Annotated in this window: 11 protein-coding genes; 4 read left to right on the plus strand and 7 right to left on the minus strand. The window is 70.2% G+C overall.

Features of this window, described 5'->3' with window-relative positions; all coding sequences use genetic code 11:
• Positions 1-63 precede the first annotated feature (63 nt).
• From ACQP09_RS12580 to ACQP09_RS12590, 3 genes are all read right to left on the minus strand, one after another.
• Positions 64-10665 carry a LamG-like jellyroll fold domain-containing protein gene (locus ACQP09_RS12580; protein ID WP_433398456.1) on the minus strand — a complete coding sequence of 3534 codons (10602 nt, stop codon included), beginning with the start codon at positions 10663-10665 and terminating at the stop codon, positions 64-66.
• Between the two features lie 291 nt (positions 10666-10956).
• A complete protein-coding gene (locus ACQP09_RS12585; RefSeq protein ID WP_433398458.1) occupies positions 10957-11607 on the minus strand; it encodes a BMP family ABC transporter substrate-binding protein in 651 nt (216 codons plus the stop codon).
• A 191-nt stretch (positions 11608-11798) separates the two neighbouring features.
• The gene (locus tag ACQP09_RS12590) at positions 11799-12545 is read right to left on the minus strand and encodes an N-acetyltransferase (protein ID WP_433398460.1); all 747 of its coding nucleotides are present in this window, start codon (positions 12543-12545) and stop codon (positions 11799-11801) included.
• A 180-nt stretch (positions 12546-12725) separates the two neighbouring features.
• Here ACQP09_RS12590 and ACQP09_RS12595 point away from each other — a divergent pair, with 180 nt between their 5' ends.
• Positions 12726-13391 (plus strand): hypothetical protein, encoded by a 666-nt coding sequence (locus tag ACQP09_RS12595; RefSeq protein ID WP_433398462.1) that lies wholly within the window; start codon positions 12726-12728, stop codon positions 13389-13391.
• Between the two features lie 64 nt (positions 13392-13455).
• On the opposite strand, the gene ACQP09_RS12600 is transcribed toward ACQP09_RS12595, so the two are convergent.
• Positions 13456-14247, minus strand: coding sequence for an HNH endonuclease family protein (locus ACQP09_RS12600; RefSeq protein ID WP_433398463.1), 792 nt, complete (start codon positions 14245-14247; stop codon positions 13456-13458).
• A 289-nt stretch (positions 14248-14536) separates the two neighbouring features.
• Between ACQP09_RS12600 and ACQP09_RS12605 the strand changes: the two genes are divergently transcribed.
• Both ACQP09_RS12605 and ACQP09_RS12610 read left to right on the plus strand, forming a co-directional pair.
• Positions 14537-15055, plus strand: coding sequence for a hypothetical protein (locus ACQP09_RS12605; protein ID WP_433398465.1), 519 nt, complete (start codon positions 14537-14539; stop codon positions 15053-15055).
• Positions 15055-15396 carry a hypothetical protein gene (locus ACQP09_RS12610; RefSeq protein WP_433398467.1) on the plus strand — a complete coding sequence of 114 codons (342 nt, stop codon included), beginning with the start codon at positions 15055-15057 and terminating at the stop codon, positions 15394-15396. The genes ACQP09_RS12605 and ACQP09_RS12610 overlap by 1 nt, the downstream gene beginning before the upstream one ends.
• A gap of 2 nt (positions 15397-15398) precedes the next feature.
• Here the strand turns inward: ACQP09_RS12610 and ACQP09_RS12615 are convergent, their stop codons facing one another.
• The gene (locus ACQP09_RS12615; protein WP_433398468.1) at positions 15399-16184 is read right to left on the minus strand and encodes a GntR family transcriptional regulator; all 786 of its coding nucleotides are present in this window, start codon (positions 16182-16184) and stop codon (positions 15399-15401) included.
• The gene (locus ACQP09_RS12620; RefSeq protein ID WP_433398470.1) at positions 16181-16720 is read right to left on the minus strand and encodes a GntR family transcriptional regulator; all 540 of its coding nucleotides are present in this window, start codon (positions 16718-16720) and stop codon (positions 16181-16183) included. The genes ACQP09_RS12615 and ACQP09_RS12620 overlap by 4 nt, the downstream gene beginning before the upstream one ends.
• Positions 16721-16862: 142 nt before the next feature.
• Here ACQP09_RS12620 and ACQP09_RS12625 point away from each other — a divergent pair, with 142 nt between their 5' ends.
• Complete coding sequence (locus ACQP09_RS12625; protein WP_433398472.1) at positions 16863-17255, plus strand: ATP-binding protein; 393 nt, start codon at positions 16863-16865, stop codon at positions 17253-17255.
• Between the two features lie 71 nt (positions 17256-17326).
• On the opposite strand, the gene mfd is transcribed toward ACQP09_RS12625, so the two are convergent.
• Positions 17327-20860, minus strand: a complete 3534-nt coding sequence (mfd, locus tag ACQP09_RS12630) for a transcription-repair coupling factor (RefSeq protein ID WP_433398474.1) — start codon at positions 20858-20860, stop codon at positions 17327-17329.
• Positions 20861-21330 lie beyond the last annotated feature (470 nt).

Here is a 21330-nt window from a genome sequence, read left to right on the forward strand (position 1 = left end):
ATCCACGCGCTCATCTTGCGGCATTGCTCTCCCCTACATTCTGATTCGGCATTTAGCGGCCCGTTATCCCGAGACACTCCACCAAGCTGGTCGTCCGGCCTGCTCCCAGATGTAGACGAATGTGGACCCAGTGTCTTGGGCGCCGCGCCTCATAGCACCCATGCAGCTCGAACACGGTGATCGAGTTCCATTGATGACCACATATCCGTCCACCGGCACTGGTTTCTCCAGGAAGAATTCGTCGCCCTTGACCAACTTCGTTCCGTAACTCGAAACCCCACCCGCCATGCGGGCTGCCCGATTCTCGGTGTGGCTGAGCGTCTCTCCCCCACGCCCCATAGCCCGCTCCGCAGGCGTCTGCGCACCACTTCGAATGTCGTAGTCATGCAGAACTCTTCCACCGCTATCGTGCACAGTCACCGACGCTGTGTGCGTGTTCGCTGAGGTCGGACAAGCATTGAGCGCACCCAGATCGATGTTGTGGACCAGTACCGGCAGAAGCCCAGCCACCACATGGTACGTGTGCAGCCCCTCGACGCTCAGGTCGTACGTCGTCCGCTCCGCCGTGTACGCGGTGACGTCGAGGATGCGGGCCGGCTCGCCCTTGCCGTCCTGGAGTTCCTGGCCGGGCTTGAGGTCGCCCGCCTGGGTCCAGGAGTTGCGGATGATCTCGTAGAACTGGTGGTGCTTGGTCGTCTCGATCGTCTTGGGGCCGGCGTCCGTCTTCACGACGACATCGACGTAGTCCCGGTCGGTCTTGGTGACGATCACTTCCTTGACCTTGTGCTTCTCCTTCTCCTTCTTGCCCGGCTCCGCCGTCAGGACCATGTCCCCGGCCTTCACCTCGGAGATCGGCTTCACCGTGCCGTTCGCCATCAGGACGCCGGTCAGACCGGTGAAGCTGTGCGGGGTCTTCACCCGGCAGCCGCCGCCTCCAGGGCGGGGCGAGGCCGGCTGGGAGTTCGCCTGGGGCTGCGGGTCCGCCTTCGGGCCGAAGCGGCTCGCCGCCGCGCCGCCGACGCCGCCCGTCGCCGCGCCGACCACCATCGCCGTCGCCGCGCCGCTCGCCGTGCAGGACCGCTGCGCCGCGCAGGAGACGCCGTAGCCCACGACACCTTCCGCCGCGCCACCCGCGGCACCCATCGCCGCGCCTGTGGCCGTACGGCCACCGACACCCGCCAGGAGACGGCTGACAGCGCCTACCGCGGCACCGCCCGCCGCGCCGCCCAGGGCGCCGGTCAGGGCACCCACACCGACCGCGGCGGCGAAGCCGCCCAGTGACTTCGGGCCGTCGCTCATCGCGTAGCCGACCGCGTTCGCCGCGGCTCCCGCAAGCATGCCGCACCCGACGACACCCACACCGCCGGTGGCGGCCGTGCAGCCCGCGAAGACCGCGACACCCACCGCGACCGACACGATCGTCCCCGCGTGCTGTTTGACGAAGTTCGATGTCGCCTTGGCCGCCTTCTTCACGGCCTTGCCGACCTTCTTCGCCTGTTTCACCACCTTCTTGGCCACGTGTTTGACGACCTTGGTCGCCGCCTTCACCTTCCGCTTGACGGTTTTGGTGACCTTATGGGCGACCTTTTTGACGGCCTTGTACGTACGTTTGACGTATTTCTTGGCCTTGTAGACCTTGTCGGCGACGTAGTGGACGGCCTTACGGACCACCCGCTTCGCCTTCTTGACGACCTTCTTGTAGACCTTCTTGACGACCTTCGCGGCCTTCTTGACGACCTTCGCGACCTTCTTGACCGTCGCCTTGGTCTTCTTCCAGGCCGTCTTCGCGACCTTCTTGACCTTCTTGGTGACCTTCTTGATGGCCTTGTCGACGAAGCTGGGCCAGTGGCCGGTCGGGTCGGTCGCGGTCAGCGGGTTCTGGTTCGCGTACGCGTACCGGTTAGCGCTCACCGAATTGGGCAGCGGATTCAGCGAGACCGTGTCCCGGCTGTTGAACTGGCCCGTCTCCGGTGAATACCAGCGCGCGGCCATATTGACCTTGGCGGTCGCCGGGTCCGTCCAGCCCGACTGGTAGCCGAGCTGGCCGACCATGGTCTGCGACTGAAGGACCTTGCCGAACGGCGAGTAGGTCGTCGAGCCGGTCAGGGCCTCACCGGACTCCGTGAACTGCCCCACCACATCGTCGTGCAGGTCGGTCAGGACCAGGACCGACGACAGCGCCGACTTCATGCCCAGCACCGAGCCGTCCGCGTTGCGGCTGTAGGTGGTGTAGCCATCCGAGGCGACGTCGTTGCCCGCGCCGCTGTAGGCGAAGGCGGTCTGTGCGCCGTCCTCGTCCCGGGCCGTGAGCACCCGGTCCAGGCCGTCGTACGTGTACTTCCGGTTGCCTTCCTCGATGATCCGGTTGAAGGCGTCCGCCTTGATCGACGTCTGCTGCCCGGCCTCGTCGGTGAGCACGCTCAGCGTGCCGCGGGCCGTGTACCCGTAGGTGTTGTGGCCGTCGGAGGTGAGCCGGTTGCGGGCGTCGTAGGTGTAGGTGTCGCCGGCGATCCGGGTGCGGTTGCCGGACGCGTCGTAGCCGTACTGCTCGGTGGCCGAGCCGTTGCTCCAGGAGGAGATCCGGTTCGCCCGGTCGTAGGTGTAGGTGTTCGACGAGGCTCCCGCCACCCCCGTGGTGGTCTTGGAGATCTCGTTGCCGTTGACGTCGTAGCCGTAGGCGGTCGATGCCAGCAGCTTTCCGGTCGGCGAGGTCAGCCGGTCGGAGGTGAGGCGCTCCAGGGAGTCGTAGGAGAAGGCCCGCCGGGACTTGCCCTGCCCGTAGTCCACCGACGTCACGTTGCTGTTGACGTCGTAGCCGTACGTCAGGGACGTGCCGGTCGAGGCGTCCTTGGCGGTCTTGAGCCGGCCGGCCGTGTCGTAGCCGTAGGTGGAGGTGCCGGAGGCGTCGGTGCGCGAGGTGATCGCTCCGTCGGCGTCGTAGCTGAAGGAGGAGTCGCCGGAGGGGCCCTTGGCGCTCAGCAGGAGGCCGCGGTCGTCGTACGTGAAGGTGTTGCGGTCCTCTTCCACGCCGGCGACCGAAGTGATCCGGTCCTCGGAGTCGTAGGTGTAGCTGTGGTCGGCGGTCGCCGCCTCCGCGCCGCTGCCGGTCTGCTTGGTGAGCCGTCCCTTGCTGTCGTACGTGTTGTGCAGGACCACGTTGCCGGGCGAACGGGACTGACTGGGTCGCCCGTTGCCGTCGTAGACCATCGTGAAGGTGCGGTCCGCCGGGTCCGGGTGGGCCGGGGTGGCGGGCTCGATCTCCGACTCGGGCAGGCCCCAGTTGTTGTACGTGGTGATGAAGGGGTTCCCGCGGCCGTCGGTGAAGCGCGTGCGGTTGCCCGCCGCGTCGTAGCCGAAGGTCGTGGTGATCGACTCGGTCTCGGAGACGGGCTGGACGGCCTGGGAGATCTGGCCGGTCGCGTCGGTCGTGAGGGTGACGGTGTTGCCGCGGTAGTCGGTGACCGTACGGGGGTTGCCCGCCCGGTCGTAGGTCGCGCGGCTGGTGCGGATCACCGCGCCGTCCGCCGACATGTCGCTGGTGGCGGTCAGCTGGCCGAAGCCGTCGTAGGTGTTGCGGGTGCTGGTGCCGTCCGGACCGGTGGACGTCAGGGACCGGCCGTCCATGTCGTAGGTGAAGCGGGAGACGTTCCCGGCGCTGTCGGTGACCGAGGTCGTCTCGCCCAGGGCGTCGTACGTGTACGACTCGCTGACCCCCGTGGGGCTCACGGTCCGGGACAGCTCGCCGCCCGGAGCGTTGTACTCGTTGATCGCCGTGACCGCCCGCTGGGTGGGCTGGCGCACGATGTCGGTGCTGGTCAGCGGACGCCCGAGGTAGTCCCAGGTGGTCTCCTCGCGGGCACCGCCCGGCCGGGTCGCCGACAGCTGTTCGCCGTTGGGGGTGTACGCGAAGCGGGTGGTGTCGCCGCCCGGTTCGGTGACCGAGGCGAGGTCGCCGAGCTGGGTGTAGGTGTAGGTGGTGCGGTTGCCCAGCGGGTCCACTTCGGCGGTGACCTGGCCGAGCCTGTTGTACTCGTTCCACGCGGTCGCGGTGATGGGCGCGCCCCCGCCGGGCGGGGTGTAGTCGGGCAGCTTCGTCGAGGACTCCTGGCCCTCGGCGTCGTACGCCGTCACCACGACGTTGCCCCGCGGGTCCGAGGACTCCGTCGGCTCGCCGTAGGTGTTGTAGCCGGTCATCGACACGGGCCGGATGGTGACCGGGGTGCCGCCGTTCTGCTCGGACCGGACGGCCGGCTCGGTGACCGTGGTCTGCTGGCCGGCCTCGTCGTACCCGTAGTCGGTGGTGTCACCGTTGGGGTCGGTGGAGGACACCGGCAGTCCGCGCTGGTCGAGCTTCCATGTGGCGGTGCGCACCTCGCTGCCCGCGGCGGGCAGCGTGCCGCCGCGCACGGCGGACACCTGGGAGGCGGTCAGCGCCTCGCTGTACAGCTGGACGTCGGAGAGCGCGCCCAGGTGGTGCTCCCGGTAGCCGCCGTTGTACCAGAGGCGCCCGATCTGGAGGGGGCCGTTGGCGTCCCACGGGGCGTTGAAGGCGGCCGGGGTGCCGACGGCGGTGCCGTTGACGTACAGCCGCAGCTGGCCGGCCTCCTTGTCGTAGACACCGGCGAGGTGGGTCCAGGTGCCGGCGCTGACCGCGGCGGTGCCGGAGGTGACGCGGGCGATCACCGGGCCGGTGGTGTCGGTGGCGTGGCGGTTGAAGGTCCAGCCGTGGGCGGTGGAGTAGTAGAGCTGGAAGCCGCTCGCGTTCTTGCCGTTCTGGGCCACGAAGGTCCGGTTGGCCGCGGTGGAGTCCAGCTTGACCCAGGCGGAGACGGTGAGGCTGCCGGTGGTGTTGACCACCGGTGCCGCCGTGGTGCCGTAGGCGTTGGCGGTGCCGTCGAAGACGGCCGAGCCGCCGCGCTCGGTGGAGCGGGTGACCCCGCTGCCGAAGACCGCGTCACGGGTTCCGCCGGAGGAGTCCTTGGCTGCCGTGCCGCCGGTCTCGTTCAGCTTCCAGCGGCCGACCGGGGCGGTGGTGCCGTCGTGCAGGGTGTTGCCGGTGACGTTGCCCAGGTCGTCGTAGGTGGTGTCGGAGGTGCTGGTCCGGCCGGTCGCCGGGTCGAAGTCGCTCTCGCTGACGACATTGTCGTCGGGGTCGTAGGTGACGGTGGTGGCGTGGGCCAGGCCGCCGGGGTCCAGCACGCTGGAGGTGACCCGGTCGGCCGCGTCCACGGTGAACGTGGTGGTGGTCCGGCCGTCGTTGGTGACCTGCTTGGTCAGGTTGCCGACCGCGTCGTAGGTGTTGGCCTGCTCGGTGAACGAGGCACCGGTCTGCGGGTCCTTGCGGACCACGGTGGCCGAGAGCCCGTCGTCGGTGTAGGTGTAGGCGGTCACCCAGCCCATCGCGTCGGTGAGCGAGGCGAGGCGGCCCGCCGGGTCGTAGGCGCGGGACTCCTGGACGAGGGTGGTGGGCGCGATCGGGTCGGCCGGGTCGCCCGTGTAGTTGAGCAGGTTGGTGGTGAGGGGACGGCCCTCGGCGTCGAAGGTGTAGGTGTTGACGTTGCCTTCGGCGTCGGTCTCACGGATCTTGTTGCCGTAGACGTCGTACGCGAAGGCGGTGGTGGCACCGCCGGGATCGGTGCGGTCGGCCATCCGGTTGTACGCGTCGTAGGTCACCTTGGTGGTGCGCGGCGCGTCACCACCGGTGGTGTCGGCGACGGTCTGCTCCAGGACGTTGCCGTCGGCGTCGTAGACCGTGGTGGTCCGTGCGGTGTGGACCGCGCCGGTGACCCGGTTGGTGACGGCGGGGCTGGTCTCGGTGACGACCTGGTCGTTCTTGTCGTAGGTGTAGCGGGTGGTGAGTCCGGCCGGGTGGGCGTCGGATATCTCCGTGCTCGCCGTCTGGCGGCCGAGGGCGTCGTAGACCTGCTTCAGCCGGGCGCCGTTGGCGTCCGTGGTCTCGGCGAGATCGCCGTTCTTGTTGTAGGTGTACGTGGTCCTCTTGGCGCCCGGGGTCACCACGTCGGAGACGAGGCCGGCGGGAGCGGTGCCGCCGTCGGCCGCCGGGGTGGCGGCGGTGGTGTACGTGGTCGTGGCGGTACGGCCCTGCGGGAAGCCCGGCACCGGCGGGCTGGTCACCGAGGTGAGGTTGCCCCCGGTGTCGTAGGTGTAGCTGGTGAGGTAGGTGTTGTCGGTGGGCCCGGAGGAGCGGCCGTCGCGCTCGGTGAGCGGCAGGTCGTTACGCGGGTCCATCGGCGGGAAGGCCGTGGTCGCGTCCGGGTAGTAGCTGTAGTACTCGGTGGCGCACCTGTCCTTGGCCGTGTCCTGGCAGGTGGTCGTGGAGACCGCGTTGCCGCGGACGTCGTGGCCGGTGATGCTGCGGTTGCCGTTGGCGTCGGTGACCGTGCGCAGGAAGCCGCCGGTGTCGTATCCGTACGTCGTGCGCTTGCCGTTGGTATCGACGGCGGCGAGCAGACGGTTGCCCATCTCCGCGTCGTACACGTAGGTCAGGGTCTTGTCGGTCGGGTCGGTCAGCTTGACCGTGCGGACCGGGGCGATGCCGGAGGACGCCTTGTACGCCGACCAGTGGCGCTCGACGTCGTCGGCGCTCAGCGGTGCGGAGTGGACCGAGACGTCGGCCATCGCGCCGGTGAAGTAGCTGACGTCGCCGGGCGAGTTGAACCAGCCCTTGGCGAAGCCCGCGCCGAGGAAGGTCCGGGTGTTGGACTGGTCCTTGGCGGCGCCGGTGAAGTCGGCCTGCTTGACGCCGTCGACGTACAGGGTCTGCTTGGTGCCGCTCGCGGAGAGCACCGCGTGGTGCCACTTGTTGTCGTTGACCGCGGCCTTCGAGCCGAAGTCCACGCTGCCGGAACCGGAGACGCTCCACCAGTGGCCGCGCAGCTTTCCGTCGCTGCCGACGTACAGGGTCGGGGTCCAGCTGCCGCCGACGCCGGCCGGGTCGTCGGGGGTGCGCTGCTGGTCGGCCATCAGGACACCGGGCTTGGCGGTCTTGAACCAGAGTTCGACCGCGCGGTCCAGCTTGCCGTGCCAGGGGCCGTAGGGGATCTCCGCGTAGGAGGAGGTGCCGTTGAACGTGACCGCTGTGGAGTCACCGGCGCCGAAGGGTCCGGCGGTGCCCTGGGTGACGCTGTTGTAGGTGCCGAATCCGGTGTGGATCTCGTTGGCGGCCTGCGGTGCGCCCTGGGTGTCGCCCAGGCGCCAGTAGCCGGTGGGTGCGGAACCCATCACGGCGGAGCGGTAGACCTGGGAGGAGCCGGTGACGGTGGCGGGGTTGAGCTTCCAGGTGCCGCCGTCGCTGTCGGTGGCGTCGAGGACCAGGTCGTCGGTGGTGCCGTAGGTGACGGAGGACTGGACCCTGCCACCCGGCGAGGTGATCTTGTTGAGGAGTCCGGCGGGCCGGGTGGCGGCCTGGTACTGGGCGGTGATGACCGACGGCTGGAGGGCGTCGGAGTAGATGGCGACCTCGGCGAGCTGGCCGGTGAAGTGCCCGAGCTTGTCGTTCGGGTTCATGCTGGGCCAGCCGTCGGTGTTCACGCCGGCGCCGAGCGAGATGTAGGGCTGCTCCCAGTCGTTGATGGTGCCGGCCAGGCTGCCCTGGCTGACACCGTCGAGGTACAGGGTCTGGGTGTTGCCCGCTCCGGTGAGGACCGCCTGGTGCCACTTGCCGTCGGTGACGGTGGCGCTGGAGGCGATGGTGCTCATGCAGCCGGGGGACATGGCCAGGCAGCCGCGCAGCTTGCCGTCCATGCCGACGTACACCGCGGGAGTGTTCTTGGTGGTGGTGCCGACCGGGTCGGTGCCGCTGAGCGGCTTGTCACCGTAGTAGAAGAGGACACCGCCCGCCTTGGTGGTCTTGAACCACAGGGAGACGGACGCGTACGAGGGGGTGGCGCCGGGGGCGCTGGGCATCTCCACGTAGGACGTGGTGCCGTTGAAGGTGGCGGCCTTCTGCGTGGAGCCCGCCAGCGGGCCGACGGCACCCAGGGTCACGTTGCGGAACTGGCCGTTGTACTTGCCCTGGTTGAGGTCGACGGAGTCCTTGGCGACGGTCTGTCCGGCTGCTTCTCCGAGCCGCCAGTAGGCGTACGGGGAGGTGTCGAGGACGGTCGTGCGGTAGTGGTTGCCCGTGGTGTAGCCGTACGTGGTGCACTTGGTGGCGTCGGCGGGCGGGCAGACCTTGGTGAGCTGGTCGCCGTTGTACCCGTAGGTCCACTTCTGGGCGGAGTTCGCGTCACCGGGGGTGGCCGGGTCCGTGGTCACGGTGGAGACGTGCGGGGCGGTGGCCCCGGCGGGTGTGGACCAGGCGAAGGTCAGAGACCGGGCGGACGTCACGTTGGTGACCTTGGACAGCCGGCCGGAGGCGTAGGTGAAGGTCTCCGAGCGGCCCGCGTAGTCCTTGATGCCGGATATCGCGAAGGAACCGGCCTGGCCGGTGGCCTGCTGGAAGGCGTAGGTGGTGAAGTCCTTGTCGGTCAGCGTGTAGCCGCCGCCGCTGGTGGCCGCGGCGAGCCGGGCGTAGCGGCCCATCGGCGGGACGAAGGTGCCGTCGCTGTTGCGGCCGAAGGCGACCTGCTCACCGCCGGGGTAGGTGATGATGACGCTGGAGAGTGCGCCGGTGCCGTCCTTGACCTCGACGGCCTTCATGTCCATGGCGGTGGACCAGCCGGCGCCGAAGGCACCGTCGCTCCGGGGGTCACGGCTGTTGTACGAGCGCTCGACGGACAGCGAGGGGCCGACGACCTCGATCTCGGCGTCGGTGTCGCTGGTGGTGTAGTTGCCGTCGCTGGGGTCGAAGTCGTGGCCGTCGGTGTTCTGGGCGAGGCCCGAGGTGACCGGCGGCTGCGGGACGGTGGTGGAGAAGCTGCTGGCCGAGTACATCACCGAGTCGTAGCCGTCGGAGACGCTGACGAACCAGGCGTAGTCCTTGCTCCACTTGAGCTTGCCCGCGGGGACCTTCCAGCTGCCCTTGGTGATCACGCCGGAGGTGGCGACGGGGGTGGTGCTGTCGCTGTCGGCGTCGTACACCTCGAAGGCGTAGCTGAGCTTGGCCATCGGCCACTTGTCGGCGTCGCTGGCGTAGACGAACAGCTCGGGGCGCAGCGTGGGCGCCTGGTGGTTCGTCGGCGGGTACTGGGCGTTGACCTGCGGCTTCTTGTTGGCCGTGTAGGTGAGGTCGAGCGCCGGGCGGAAGCCGGCCGTGGTCGCGTTGTCGGAGTGGAACTTCTTCCAGTGCAGACCGTCGTTGACCGGTGCGGTGACCGCGAGCCCGTAGTTGGGGCTGCCGGTGGCGACCGCGTCGAACCAGCCGGTGGAGAGCTTGACCGGCATCTTCACGCCGACGCTGCTGCTGCCGCTGGTGTTGGAGCAGGAGGCGCCGGGGGCGACGGTGGCACCGCCGATGGCCGGGCTGATGGCCGGGCCGGGGTACTTCGTGACCCCGGCAGGCGTCCAGGACGCGGCGATCGGGTGCACGGAGAACGGCGTCGCGGTGCAGGTCGAGGACCACAGGGCGTGCAGGTTGAGGGTGGCGGCGGTGACCCGCTGGCCCTTGAGGGTGGTGCCCAGGGAGGAGAACTGGAGGAAGGAGAGGGCCCGGTTGGTGCCGGAGTCGTACGACCCGACCTTGATCTCGGCCTCGGAGGAGTGGTTGCCGGGGATGGTGTTCTGGGCGTACGTGGAGTTGCTGGCGGCGATGGTCGGGTCGACCATGACGGGGTAGACGCGGGCGGGGTCGTCGAGCCACGCGCGGTCGGCGGTCATCCGCAGCGCGGGCTTGCCGTCGACGGTGGTGAGTTCGTAGTCGACGGCCTGCGAGAGCGTCGGGTCGCCGGACCGCTCGTCGATCTTGGCGTCGGTCATGAAGGCGTGCGGGATGGTCGCGGTGACCTCGCCGTCTCCGTCCGTGAACTCCACGTCGCCGTCGGCGGTGATGCGCGGGGTCAGACCCTTGAGGTCGAGGGGGAACACCCAGGAGTTGGCGGCGTCCTTGGAGTGCAGGACGAGGTGTTCCTTGAAGCCGTCGGCGAGCGGGGCGAGCAGCAGGTCGGTGCCGGGGAGGACGTCCGGGTAGGTGACCTTGCCGTCGTCGCCCACGACCGGCGATGCCGCTCGGGCGCCCTGCAGCGCGTAGGCGAGGGAGCGGCCGGCGCCGAAGTCGACGGAGGCGAGGGCCTGGTCGGCGGCGTCCGGGCCGAATCCGACCTTCAGGGAGTTGGCGGTCTGCTCCAGCCGGCCGTCCTCGGCCTCGGTGAGCGTCGTGTCGATCGGCTCCCAGGTGCCGTCCTTCGCGCGGAAGTTGGTACGGCCGGGGTAGTGGCGGACCGTGGTGGAGCCATCGGCGTTGACGTAGTGGTCCGTGGTCTCGGTGGACCTCTTGGCGTCCCGCTCGCTGGTCTTCTCGTCGAAGCTCTCGTCGGTGCCGGTGACCGGCTCGGTCGTCGCCTTGTCGGTGTCCGGCGCCGGCCGCTCGTACGGGTCGAGTTCACCGCGGCCCTTGCCGGGCTCGCGGCCGGCGTCGCCCTCGGCGGAGGTGTCGGCGGCGGAGGCGGTGTGGCTCTTGCCGTCGGCGGTGCCCCCTTGCTGTTCGGGCACGTCGAGCGGGGAGGTGCCCGACCACTTCCAGAGCCCGGCCAGGGACATCTGGGGCATGGAGAGCCGGGGCAGCGTGGCCCCGGTGGCAGCGGCCGTCTCCGTGGTGAGGGTCAGGGAGAAGGCGACGAGGATGAACAGGGCTGTCCGTCTGAGCCGTGCGCGCCCTCGCGGGCCGGACGGGAATATTCGGGCCGTTCGAACCCACCGAGAACGCATCTGCGCTGCCCTCTACTTATGCTCCGCTTACAAGATCTTCATAAGGGTGCACGAGATCCGAACAGAAAAATTACGTTTTCGATTGCCAACTCAGTGACTAACGTCACCTTTTGCCGGAATGTCACATTCCGGCTACTTGCCCATAGGGACAGCTTTCTGAATGATCCGGGCAATCCGATCCTCCAGTCCGCCTCCGGTCTCCGCGACGACCGTCACATTCCCCGGAGTGCCCTGCGCCGCCTTGCCGTCGGGCTCGGCCGCCCCGGGTCCGCCCACCACGACGAAGCGGATCGCCCGGTGGTTTCCCGCTTCGCTGCGCGCCACCTCCACCTGGCTCTCCCCCACGGCCACCACCACATCGCACTGGCGCTGGAGCAGCGAGTTCAGGTGCGGCAGGGCGTTCTGCGCCGACTGCTCGCCCATGACGGGGACGTAGGTCGCGCGGGTACGGGTCTCCAGGGACGCCTTCTGCATCCCCGCCCACACCGGTGCCGCGGGCGTGCCGGCGATGATGCCCTGCTCCCCGGTCAGGAGGCAGGAGTTGACGTCCCGGTACTCGCGGGCGCGCGGGTCCGGCGGACCGGACTCCTCGCCCAGGAGGACGACGGCGCCCACGACGGCGGCCAGCGCCACCACCGTGCCGCCCGTCACCCAGCGGCCCCGCCGGGAGCGCACCGCACGCCACGCGGCGGTGAGGGCGGGGCGCACCACCAGGGACACGCTGCGGCCCGCGCCGGGGGCGCTCTTCGCCGAACCGTTTCTCCATGCGCGTCGCGTGCGCACGGGCTTCGACGTGCGGGGGGTGTCGGGGGTACGTGGGTTCTTCACTGCGGGTCTCTCCAGGGCGGAACGGCCCGTACGGGCACGATGAGATCGCTCGTACGGTATCTCCTGCCGCCGCCGGGCCTGGCTGGGGGCACGGTGGGTCGGCGCGGGCACGGTGGGTCGGCACCGGCCACCGTGCGCGCCGCTCCTCACACCCGGTGGCGCACCCACACGTTGGGTTCGACGTAGACCGCGTACCCGTGCGCGGCCGCGCAGTGCACCGGGACGAGGGCTCCCGGCACCTCCACCGGACCGTCCGTGTCGAACGGCAGCCCGGTCCACTCCCGCCACTGGGCGAGCGAACCGCTCACCGTCATCGACGCCGTGGCGACCGAGTCCACGACCCCGCCCGCCCGGACGTGGACCCGCAGCCATGGGTCCTCGGGCAGTCCGTCCTCGGGGCGGGTGAGCCGGGCGTACTCCTCCATCGGCAGGCCGGCCCGCAGGTGCTTGCCGCTCGGCCGGACCGGGGCGACGACCTCGCCGAAGCCGAGCCGTCCCGCGTTCTCCCGCATCGCGGCCAGCATCCGGCCCGAGATCCCCTGGCCCTGGTGGCCGGTGGCCACGGTGATCTCGATCGCGCTGACGGTGTCGGGGGTCCGGCCCCGCCGCAGATCGGAGAGCGCCCACAGCAGCGTCCGGTCCCAGCCGCCGACGGGGAGCTTGCCGCGGCCGGGGGCGTTCAGCTCGAAGGGGACGCTGTAGGCGCGGGCGACCACGTTGCCGTCCGGGTCGGTGGCGACCAGGACGAACTCCGGGAACTCGACGGCGATCCGCGGGAAGTTCGCCCAGCCGACGATGTCCTCCAGGACGAACTCCGGCCAGGTGTCCGGCATCCGGTCGAGCGCCCCGGCGAGTTCGGGGCGTTCGGCGAGCGTGGTGATGTGCAGTTCCATGGGCCGACCTTAGGCAGGCCACACCACCTGTGACCAGGGGATTTACGCGTACGAGCGTCGGCGGGGACGGACCTCGGGCGGCGGTCCGCAGGGGCCTCCGCCCCGGGAACCGTGAAGTGTCCATGCCGCGTCCCCACCCGTGACTTCGTCCCCGTACGCGACGCCAGGAGGAGCAGCACCATGACCCAGCCAGGCAGTACGCCGTCCCGCCCCCGGAGAGGAGCCGGGTGTCTGCAGAGCCTGCTGGTGCTCGCGGTGATTCTCGGGCTGGCCTACGGCGCGTCCAAGGTCTTCGGCGACAAGGACTCCTCCTCGTCGTCCTCCGCCTCCTCGTCGCCCTCCTCCGCCTCGGACGGCAAGGGCGGTTCCTGGGAGGTCGGTGACTGCGGCGGGCCGGACCCGGAGAACAAGCCGGACGGCTACCGCGCGTTCGACTGCGACGACGCCGGGGCGACCTTCAAGGCGCTGGAGATCCAGAGCGCGAGCATCATGCCCAACGCGATCCAGTGCCCGGCCGGAACGGACCTGATCATCCAGGTCTCCCGGGTCTTCGGCTCCGGCGACGACAAGAAGAGCAGCGGCATCCCCACCAACACCGTCTGCGGCCGGAACCTGACCGGCGACCACCCCGGCGACGCGGGCGCCGGCGGCGGCCAGCTGGTGAAGGGCGACTGCATCACGTCGACCGCCAAGGAGATCGCCTGCGCCTCGGCCGGGTCCGACGCCTTCAAGGTGCTGGCCCTCGTCGAGGAGAAGGAGGAGTGCCCGGCGGCGACGACGGAGCCGATGCAGCTGATGATGGCGATGGGCCGTCCGTACAACGTGATCTGCGGCGGCAAGGTCTAGGAGCCGCGAAGGGCCGGTGGGGCCACGGTCACGGCCACGGCCGGTGGCCCCACCGAACGACGGCTCAGCCTCCGCACTGGGCGAGCATGGCCTGCTTGTCCGGGGCGGTGACGGGGAGGTCGTACTTCAGCGAGACCTGCGCGAACCGCACCGCGTACGAGCAGCGGACCGGCTTGTACGGCGGCAGCCAGGCGGCCGGGCCGGAGTCGCGCTTGGCGTTGTTGGCCGGGCCGTCCACCGGGAGGAGGTTGAGCGGGTCGTTGGCGATCTGCTGCCGCTTGGTCTCGTTCCAGCGGGCGGCGCCCATCTGCCAGTTGTAGGACAGCGGCATCACATGGTCGATCTGCACCTCGGTCGCCCGCTGCTTGCGCCAGTCGATGGACTTGCCGGTGTAGGGGTCCTTGAGCTTCAACGAGACGACGACACAGTTGGATCCCGACCGGTGCTCGATGTCCTTGCCGTCCCGGGCGAGAAGGTCGTTACGGGTGTCGCAGCCGTTCCGGGCGAGCGGGATGCCGTCGATCCCGTCCTTCCACGCGGACCCGAACTTGCTCCGCTCGTAGCCGGTCTTCGGGCCGCGCCCCTTGGTGGCGACCTTCTCGATGACCTTGCGCGCGGCGGCCCGGTCGGCGTCGCTGGTGAGGGGCGCCAGCCCCGGCTTCGTACCGTCGGGGTTGTCCAGCGGACTGACCCCGAACCCCGCGGCGGACTGCGCCCCGCCACCGTTCGCACCGCCACTCGCACTGCCGCCGCTCTCCGCCGCGAGATCGTCGGGGTCGCAGCCGGCCAGAGCGAGCACGACGAGGGCGCTGAGGGCGGGCAGGGCCGCTGCTCGGTACGTACGGGGAGATATCACGTGAAGCCATCCTGACGGGGAGAAAGCCGAACGCCGAGAATCCTATGGGCGTCTTCCCCGTCGGCGGGGCTTTCATGACTCGGCTTCAGCCCGCTCCGGCTCCGGGTCCTCACAGGCCTGGTCTTCACTCCGGAAAACCGCCGCGACGGGTGACGGGACGACCCCCTGGGCCGCCCCCATGGGCGTTTCCTGAGCGACGAACGAGGTCCCGCAGCGGGACCGGAGGCAGCCCGGCGGCGACCGCCGGCCCTCGCTCGTACGCCCACATCCTCACTCAGGAGACCCGGCCATGCCGCACGCCCGCCCCACCCCTCGCACGCCTCTCCCCGCCGAGGCCCTGAACCGCCGCATCGAGCTGCTGCGCTCGGCGGCCCGGGCCGACCTCCGGATCGACGGTGTCCTCCTCTACGGCTCCTGGACGCTCGGTGAAGCCGACGCCCACTCGGACCTGGACGCCTGCCTGTACGTACGGGAGGAGGACGTCGACGCCTTCGAGGGGCGGGAGTTCGTGGAGCAGCTGGCTCCGCTGAAGCTGGCGTACACGAACATGTACGGCATCCTCGCCGTGGTCTTCGACGACCTGATGCGCGGCGAGTTCCACGTGGAGCCGACCGGCGGCGGCATCGCGGAGATCGCCACCTGGCGCGGCCAGGTCCACCTGCCGCGCCCCGAGGCCGCCGTCCTCCTCGAGCGCACCGGTCACCTCACCGCCGCCGCCCGCGAGTTGGCCGCCTTCAGCCCGCCGGAGCCGGTGGCCACCGCCCAGCAGCTCACCGACGAACTGGCCAACTGGCCAACTGGACCCTGATGCTGGCCCACCTCCAGGCCCGTGGCGAGAGAGCCCGCGCCCACAACCTGCTGCACGCCGTCATCGCCCCGCTCCAGCTGAAGCTCTGCCGCCTGCTGCGCGGCTCGACCGTCCACTGGCTCACCCCGAGCCGCGCCCTGGAGGCGGACCTGCCGCCGACGGACATCGAGCGGTACGCCACGACGACCGCTTCCCTGACCCCTGACGACCTCCGCACAGCGGCCGCGAACAGCTGGCGCTGGAGCCGCGAGCTGGCGGCCGAGGCGGCGGACCGGTGGGGCACCCGGTTGCCGCTGGGGCTGCACGAGGAGATCACGGTGGCCCTGTCCCCTGGGCGGTGACCTCAGCCGGTTTCGGGCGTGAACTCGTACTGCACCTCGTACAGGTGCCCCGCTTTGACCATCACCGTGGCCTCAATGGGCCGGTCGTCGTCGCTGAGCACCACCCGCAGGGTCCGTAGGACCGGGAGGTCCCCGGGGAGCCGGAGCAGTCGGTACTGCCCCGGCGTCGCTACGCGGGCCGAGACGCGGTCGACGCTGAGCCGGGGCGGGTGGCCGAGCGAGGCCAGGAGTGTGGGCGTGCCTCCCGGGATGCGGCGGCGTTCGGTGATGGCCGTGCCTTCGGCGATGTCCAGCGGGTAGTACGAAGAGACGAGTTCTGCGGGCTCGTCGTCGATCGACAGCAGTTGGTGGCGAAGGATCGCTGTGCCGCCCGGCTGGAGCGCGAGCGCGACCATGACATCCGTCGGCGGCTCGGCCTCCGTGACGTCCAGGAGCGTGCTGCGGGCGCGTGTGCCGGAGCTCGTCGCCTCCGTCAGCCAGCGGTACGACTCTCCCGACGGGGACGGGGCCATGTACGCGGCGGGCCGTATCGTGCGCTGGCGATGCTCGCGTACGGTCACCGATGCGCCCGCCCGGCCGACCACGAGGCGCTCACTCTTGAGGCGCTGCACGGCCTTCTGGATCGTCGCGTTCGCCGCCCCGAAACGCTCCTTCAGCTGTGCGGTGGAGGGAAGGCTGTCGCCCGGAGCCAGCTCGCCGGACATGATGTCGTCTCGCAGATCGGCAGCGATCCGCTCGTGCAGCGGGCGGCCGTCCGCCTCTTCTGTCTCCGGTCCGTGCATCGTCATCCGATCCTGATCTCGTACCGCAGCTTCTGGCCCCGGGGAGGCATGACCATCACATCGACCTGGATCGGCCGGTCGTGCGCGTCCAGGGTGAGCCGGGTCAGTTCGAGGACCGGCTCGTCGGCCTTCAGGGCCAGCTCAGCCCGTTCGCTCTCGGACGGCATGCGAGCGGCCACGTCCTCCTGCGCCCGGACACCGATGTGGCCGAGTTCGGCGAGCAGCCGGACGGCTCCTCCTCGGATCTTCGCCGTGCCGGCCAGTCCTGTGCCTTGCGCGATCTCCACGGGGTAGTAGGTGTCGGTCAACTCGCAGGGTTCACCGTCGAGATACATGATCCGCCGCCGTGCGACGACCTGTCCGCCGGGTTCCACCGCGAGCAGGCCCGCCACCCGCTCCGGAGCGGCGACTTCACCGGCACTCACGATCTTCTGCGTGCCCCGTCGCCCCGCCGACGCCGCCTCGGCACTCCAGACGTCGCCTCCACCCTCCGCCGTCGTCAGGTAGCGAGTGGACGCGCTGATCACTTCGCCCTCGCCCATGGCCTCCTCCTTCGCGACGACGGACCTTGCCGGTGCACACGGTAGGCGACTCCGTCGAACACCCCAAAGGGTATCTTGCTGCCTTTCGCGAATAGCAGTATAGCCGTCTCGTTGCGACCCACGAGCAGGGCGGTGAACCACCGTGTCCTCTTCGCAGTTACGGCGCTTCCCCCGACGGCGCACTTCCGTCGGTGCCTCACGCGATTTCGTCGTCCATGTCCTCAGGGAGTGGCAGCTCACGGACCTGATCGACGACATAGAGCTCTGCGCCTCGGAGCTGGCGACCAACGCCCTGCTCCACGGCGTCCCACCAGGACGGGAATTCGCCGTCCGGCGCAACCTGACGGACGACCTCGTACGGCTGGAGGTCCGGGACAGCGGCGACGGGCAGCCGGAGATTCAGCACGCGGACGAGAGCAGTTACTCAGGGCGCGAGCTGTTCCTCGTCGGTGAACTCGCCGCGGACTTCGGCGTCGACCACCATGTCGTGGGCAAGACGGTGTGGGCCGCGTTCAAACGGCTCTCCGCGCCTTGACCCCGCCCGGCGAAACGCCTCGGGCCCCGCCGGTCAGCCCGGCGGGGCCCGATCGTTCGCGAAACCGGGCGTTACGAACCCAGGATCGTCGTCAGGAACTCGCCCGTCCACGACAGCAGTTCGCGGCCCACCACCGGCTTGCCGCCGATCTTGCCCGTCGTCGGGCGCGGGACCAGGATCTGGTGGGCCGTGGGCTTGATGACCGTCTTCGGGTGGAGGCGCTTCAGGCGGAGTTCCTGGGACTCGCGCAACTCCACCGGGGCGAAGCGAATGTTGGAGCCCTGGAGGACGATCTCGCCGACTCCGCAGGCGCGGGCCAGCATGCGCAGGCCGGCCACCAGGAGGAGGTTCTCGACCGGTTCGGGCAGCGGGCCGTAGCGGTCGGTCAGCTCCTCGCGGACCGCTCGGATGTCGTCCTCCGAGGTGGCCTGGGCGATCGCGCGGTACGCCTGGAGGCGCAGGCGCTCGCCGGGGGCGTAGTCGTGCGGGACGTGCGCGTCGACCGGGAGCTCGATCTTGACCTCCAGCGGGGGCTCCTCCTCCACCGCGCCGTCCATCTGGGCCCGGTAGTCGGCGACCGCCTCGCCGACCATGCGGATGTACAGGTCGAAGCCGACGCCCGCGATGTGGCCGGACTGCTCACCGCCGAGGAGGTTGCCCGCGCCGCGGATCTCCAGGTCCTTCATCGCCACGTACATGCCCGCGCCCATCTCCGTGTGCTGGGCGATCGTCGCCAGGCGCTCGTGGGCCGTCTCGGTCAGGGGCTTCTCCGGCGGGTAGAGGAAGTAGGCGTAGCCCCGGTCGCGGCCTCGGCCCACCCGGCCGCGCAGCTGGTGGAGTTGGGAGAGGCCGAAGTTGTCGCCGCGCTCCACGATCAGCGTGTTGGCGTTGGAGATGTCGATGCCGGATTCCACGATCGTCGTGGAGACCAGGACGTCGAACTTCTTCTCCCAGAAGTCCACCACCACCTGTTCCAGGGCCTGTTCGGACATCTGGCCGTGGGCCGTGGCGATCCGCGCCTCCGGGACGATCTCGCGGAGGCGGGCGGCGGCCCGGTCGATGGACTCGACCCGGTTGTGGATGTAGAAGACCTGTCCCTCACGCAGGAGTTCACGGCGGATCGCCGCGCCGATCTGCTTCTCCTCGTACGGGCCGACGAAGGTCAGCACCGGGTGGCGCTCCTCCGGCGGGGTGGTGATCGTGGACATCTCGCGAATGCCGGTGACCGCCATTTCGAGCGTACGGGGGATGGGCGTCGCGGACATGGTGAGCACGTCGACGTTGGCGCGGAGCTTCTTCAGCTGCTCCTTGTGCTCGACGCCGAACCGCTGCTCCTCGTCCACGATGACCAGGCCGAGGTCCTTGAACTTCGTCTCGGAGGAGAAGAGGCGGTGCGTGCCGATGACCAGGTCGACCGCGCCGTCCTTCAGGCCCGCGAGGGTCGCCTTGGACTCCGCATCCGATTGGAAGCGGCTCAACGCCTTGACGTTGACCGGGAATTGGGAGTACCGCTCGGTGAACGTGCCGTAGTGCTGCTGGACCAGGAGAGTCGTGGGGACCAGGACCGCCACCTGCTTGCCGTCCTGCACCGCCTTGAACGCCGCCCGGACCGCGATCTCCGTCTTGCCGTAGCCCACGTCACCGCAGATCAGCCGGTCCATCGGGACCGTCTTCTCCATGTCCTCCTTGACCTCGGCGATCGTGGAGAGCTGGTCCGGCGTCTCCGCGTACGGGAACGCGTCCTCCAGCTCCCGCTGCCACGGGGTGTCGGGGGCGAAGGAGTGGCCGGGGGCGGCCATCCGGGCCGAGTACAGCTTGATCAGGTCGGCGGCGATCTCCTTGACCGCCTTCTTCGCCCGCTGCTTCGTCTTCGTCCAGTCGGCGCCGCCGAGCCGGTGCAGGGTCGGGGCCTCACCGCCGACGTACTTGGTGACCTGCTCCAGCTGGTCGGTCGGGATGTAGAGCCGGTCGCCGGGCTGGCCGCGCTTGGCAGGGGCGTACTCGACGAGCAGGTACTCGCGGGTCGCGCCCTGGACCGTGCGCTGCACCATCTCCACGTACCGGCCGACACCGTGCTGCTCGTGGACGATGTAGTCGCCCGCCTCCAGCGTCAGCGGGTCGATGGTCTTCCTGCGGCGGGCCGGCATCCGGCCCAGGTCCTTGGTGGCGGTGCGCTGGCCGGTCAGGTCGGTCTCGGTGAGCACCGCCAGCTTGAGCGCCGGGTCGACGAACCCCTGGTCGATCGCCCCGCAGGAGACGTGGACGACGGACGGGGCGATCTCGGTGAGGTCGGGGACGAAGCGGGCCGCGATGCCTTCGCCGCCCAGCACCTCGACCGTACGCGTGGCGAGGCCCTGGCCCTCGGTGACGTACACCGTGCGCCAGCCGTCGGCCAGCCACCCCTTGGTGTCGGCGAGCGCCCGGGCGGTGTCCCCCCGGTACGCCTCCGGGGCGTGCATCGACAGCTTGAGCGTGTCCTCGTCGTGCTCCGCGTCGTCGGCCGCGAACGGGGAGGTCGACCACCACATCATCCCCAGCTCACGGGCCCGGTCCCGGACGTCCGCGATGCTCCGCAGCGAGGCCGCGCCCACGTCGATCGGGGCCTCGCCGCCGCCCGCCGTCGCCGCCCACGACGCCTGGAGGAACTCCTGGCTCGTCGCGACCAGGTCGGACGCCCGGGTCCGGACCCGCTCCGGGTCGCAGACCAGCGCCATCGACCCCTTCGGCAGCACGTCGATCAGCAGCTCCATGTCGTCGACCAGAACCGGGGCCAGCGACTCCATGCCCTCGACCGCGATGCCCTCCGCGATCTTGCCGAGCAGCTCGCCCAGCTCCGGGTGCGCCTCGGCGAGGGCAGCCGCCCGCTCCCGTACCTCGTCGGTCAGTAGCAGCTCACGGCAGGGCGGCGCCCACAGACCGTGCGCGGCGACCTCCAGGGACCGCTGGTCGGCGATCTTGAAGTACCGGATCTCCTCCACGTCGTCGCCCCAGAACTCCACCCGAAGGGGGTGCTCCTCGGTCGGCGGGAAGACGTCCAGGATCCCTCCGCGTACGGCGAACTCGCCCCGCTTCTCCACCAGCTCCACCCGCGCGTAGGCGGCGGCCGCCAGCGCGTCCACCACCTCCCCCAGGTCCGCGCTCTGCCCGCTCGTCAGGGCCACCGGCTCCAGCTCGCCGAGCCCCTTGACCTGCGGCTGGAGCACCGAGCGGATCGGCGCGACGACCACCGAGACCGGGCCCGTCTCCGGGTCGTCCTCGCGCGGGTGCACCAGCCGCCGCAGCACGGCGAGGCGGCGGCCGACGGTGTCCGAGCGCGGCGAGAGGCGCTCGTGCGGCAGGGTCTCCCAGGACGGGAACTCCGCCACCGTGTCCGGCGGCAGCAGCGTCCGCAGCGCGGCGGCCAGGTCCTCGGCCTCCCGGCCCGTCGCGGTGACGGCCAGCACGGTCCGGCCGGTCTGCCGGGCCAGCGCGGCCACGGCGAACGGCCGGGCGCCGGGCGGACCGACCAGGTCGACGTGCATGCGGTGGCCGTCGGCGGCGGCCTTCACCGCCTCGGCGATCGCCGGGTCCGTGACCACGACATCCAGCAGACCGTGCAGGCTCATAAGGGCATCCGTCCGGGTCATGAGGTTTTTCAGGTGTTGCCGGCAGCCGGCTGCTGCCAGGGGGCAACGCGAAGAGCCCGACACGTGGGACGAGCCGGGGGTTCCAGACTACGACCCGGCGGTGACAGCCGCTTCCGCACCGGCCGGTGACGGACACTCCCGGAGCGTCTCGATCGAGGGGTGTGGCGGTGCACCGGGCCGGTCGGCTGGGGAGTTTTTTACGCGGTGCCCGTTCGGGCACCGCGGCGGTTACTGGCGGTAGCCGGTGGTACCCGTCCGGCCCCGCAGGCCCCCCGGCGGCGCACGGCCCCAGACGGACGCCAGGTATCGGGTATCGGGGGGCGTACATGGGCGGGCGAGGAGGTGGCGGTGGCGAGAGCCGTTCCGGCGGTGCGGGCGGCGGCGGTGCGGGGCGAGCGGCGCGGCTCCGGGTGGGGCCGCCCGTGCAACAACCCGTGCAACAGGCTGAC

Origin of the sequence: Streptomyces sp. CA-146814 (genome assembly GCF_050942385.1) — a bacterium.
Classification (GTDB): domain Bacteria; phylum Actinomycetota; class Actinomycetes; order Streptomycetales; family Streptomycetaceae; genus Streptomyces.

Bases quoted from the DNA above. Each gene is read 5' to 3' on its own strand.
- ACQP09_RS12580 (WP_433398456.1), bottom strand. From the start codon at position 10,665: ATGCCCCAGATGTCCCTGGCCGGGCTCTGGAAGTGGTCGGGCACCTCC.
- ACQP09_RS12590 (WP_433398460.1), bottom strand. From the start codon at position 12,545: ATGGAACTGCACATCACCACGCTCGCCGAACGCCCCGAACTCGCCGGG.
- ACQP09_RS12595 (WP_433398462.1), top strand. From the start codon at position 12,726: ATGACCCAGCCAGGCAGTACGCCGTCCCGCCCCCGGAGAGGAGCCGGG.
- ACQP09_RS12605 (WP_433398465.1), top strand. From the start codon at position 14,537: ATGCCGCACGCCCGCCCCACCCCTCGCACGCCTCTCCCCGCCGAGGCC.
- ACQP09_RS12610 (WP_433398467.1), top strand. From the start codon at position 15,055: ATGCTGGCCCACCTCCAGGCCCGTGGCGAGAGAGCCCGCGCCCACAAC.
- ACQP09_RS12615 (WP_433398468.1), bottom strand. From the start codon at position 16,184: ATGACGATGCACGGACCGGAGACAGAAGAGGCGGACGGCCGCCCGCTG.
- ACQP09_RS12620 (WP_433398470.1), bottom strand. From the start codon at position 16,720: ATGGGCGAGGGCGAAGTGATCAGCGCGTCCACTCGCTACCTGACGACG.
- mfd (WP_433398474.1), bottom strand. From the start codon at position 20,860: ATGAGCCTGCACGGTCTGCTGGATGTCGTGGTCACGGACCCGGCGATC.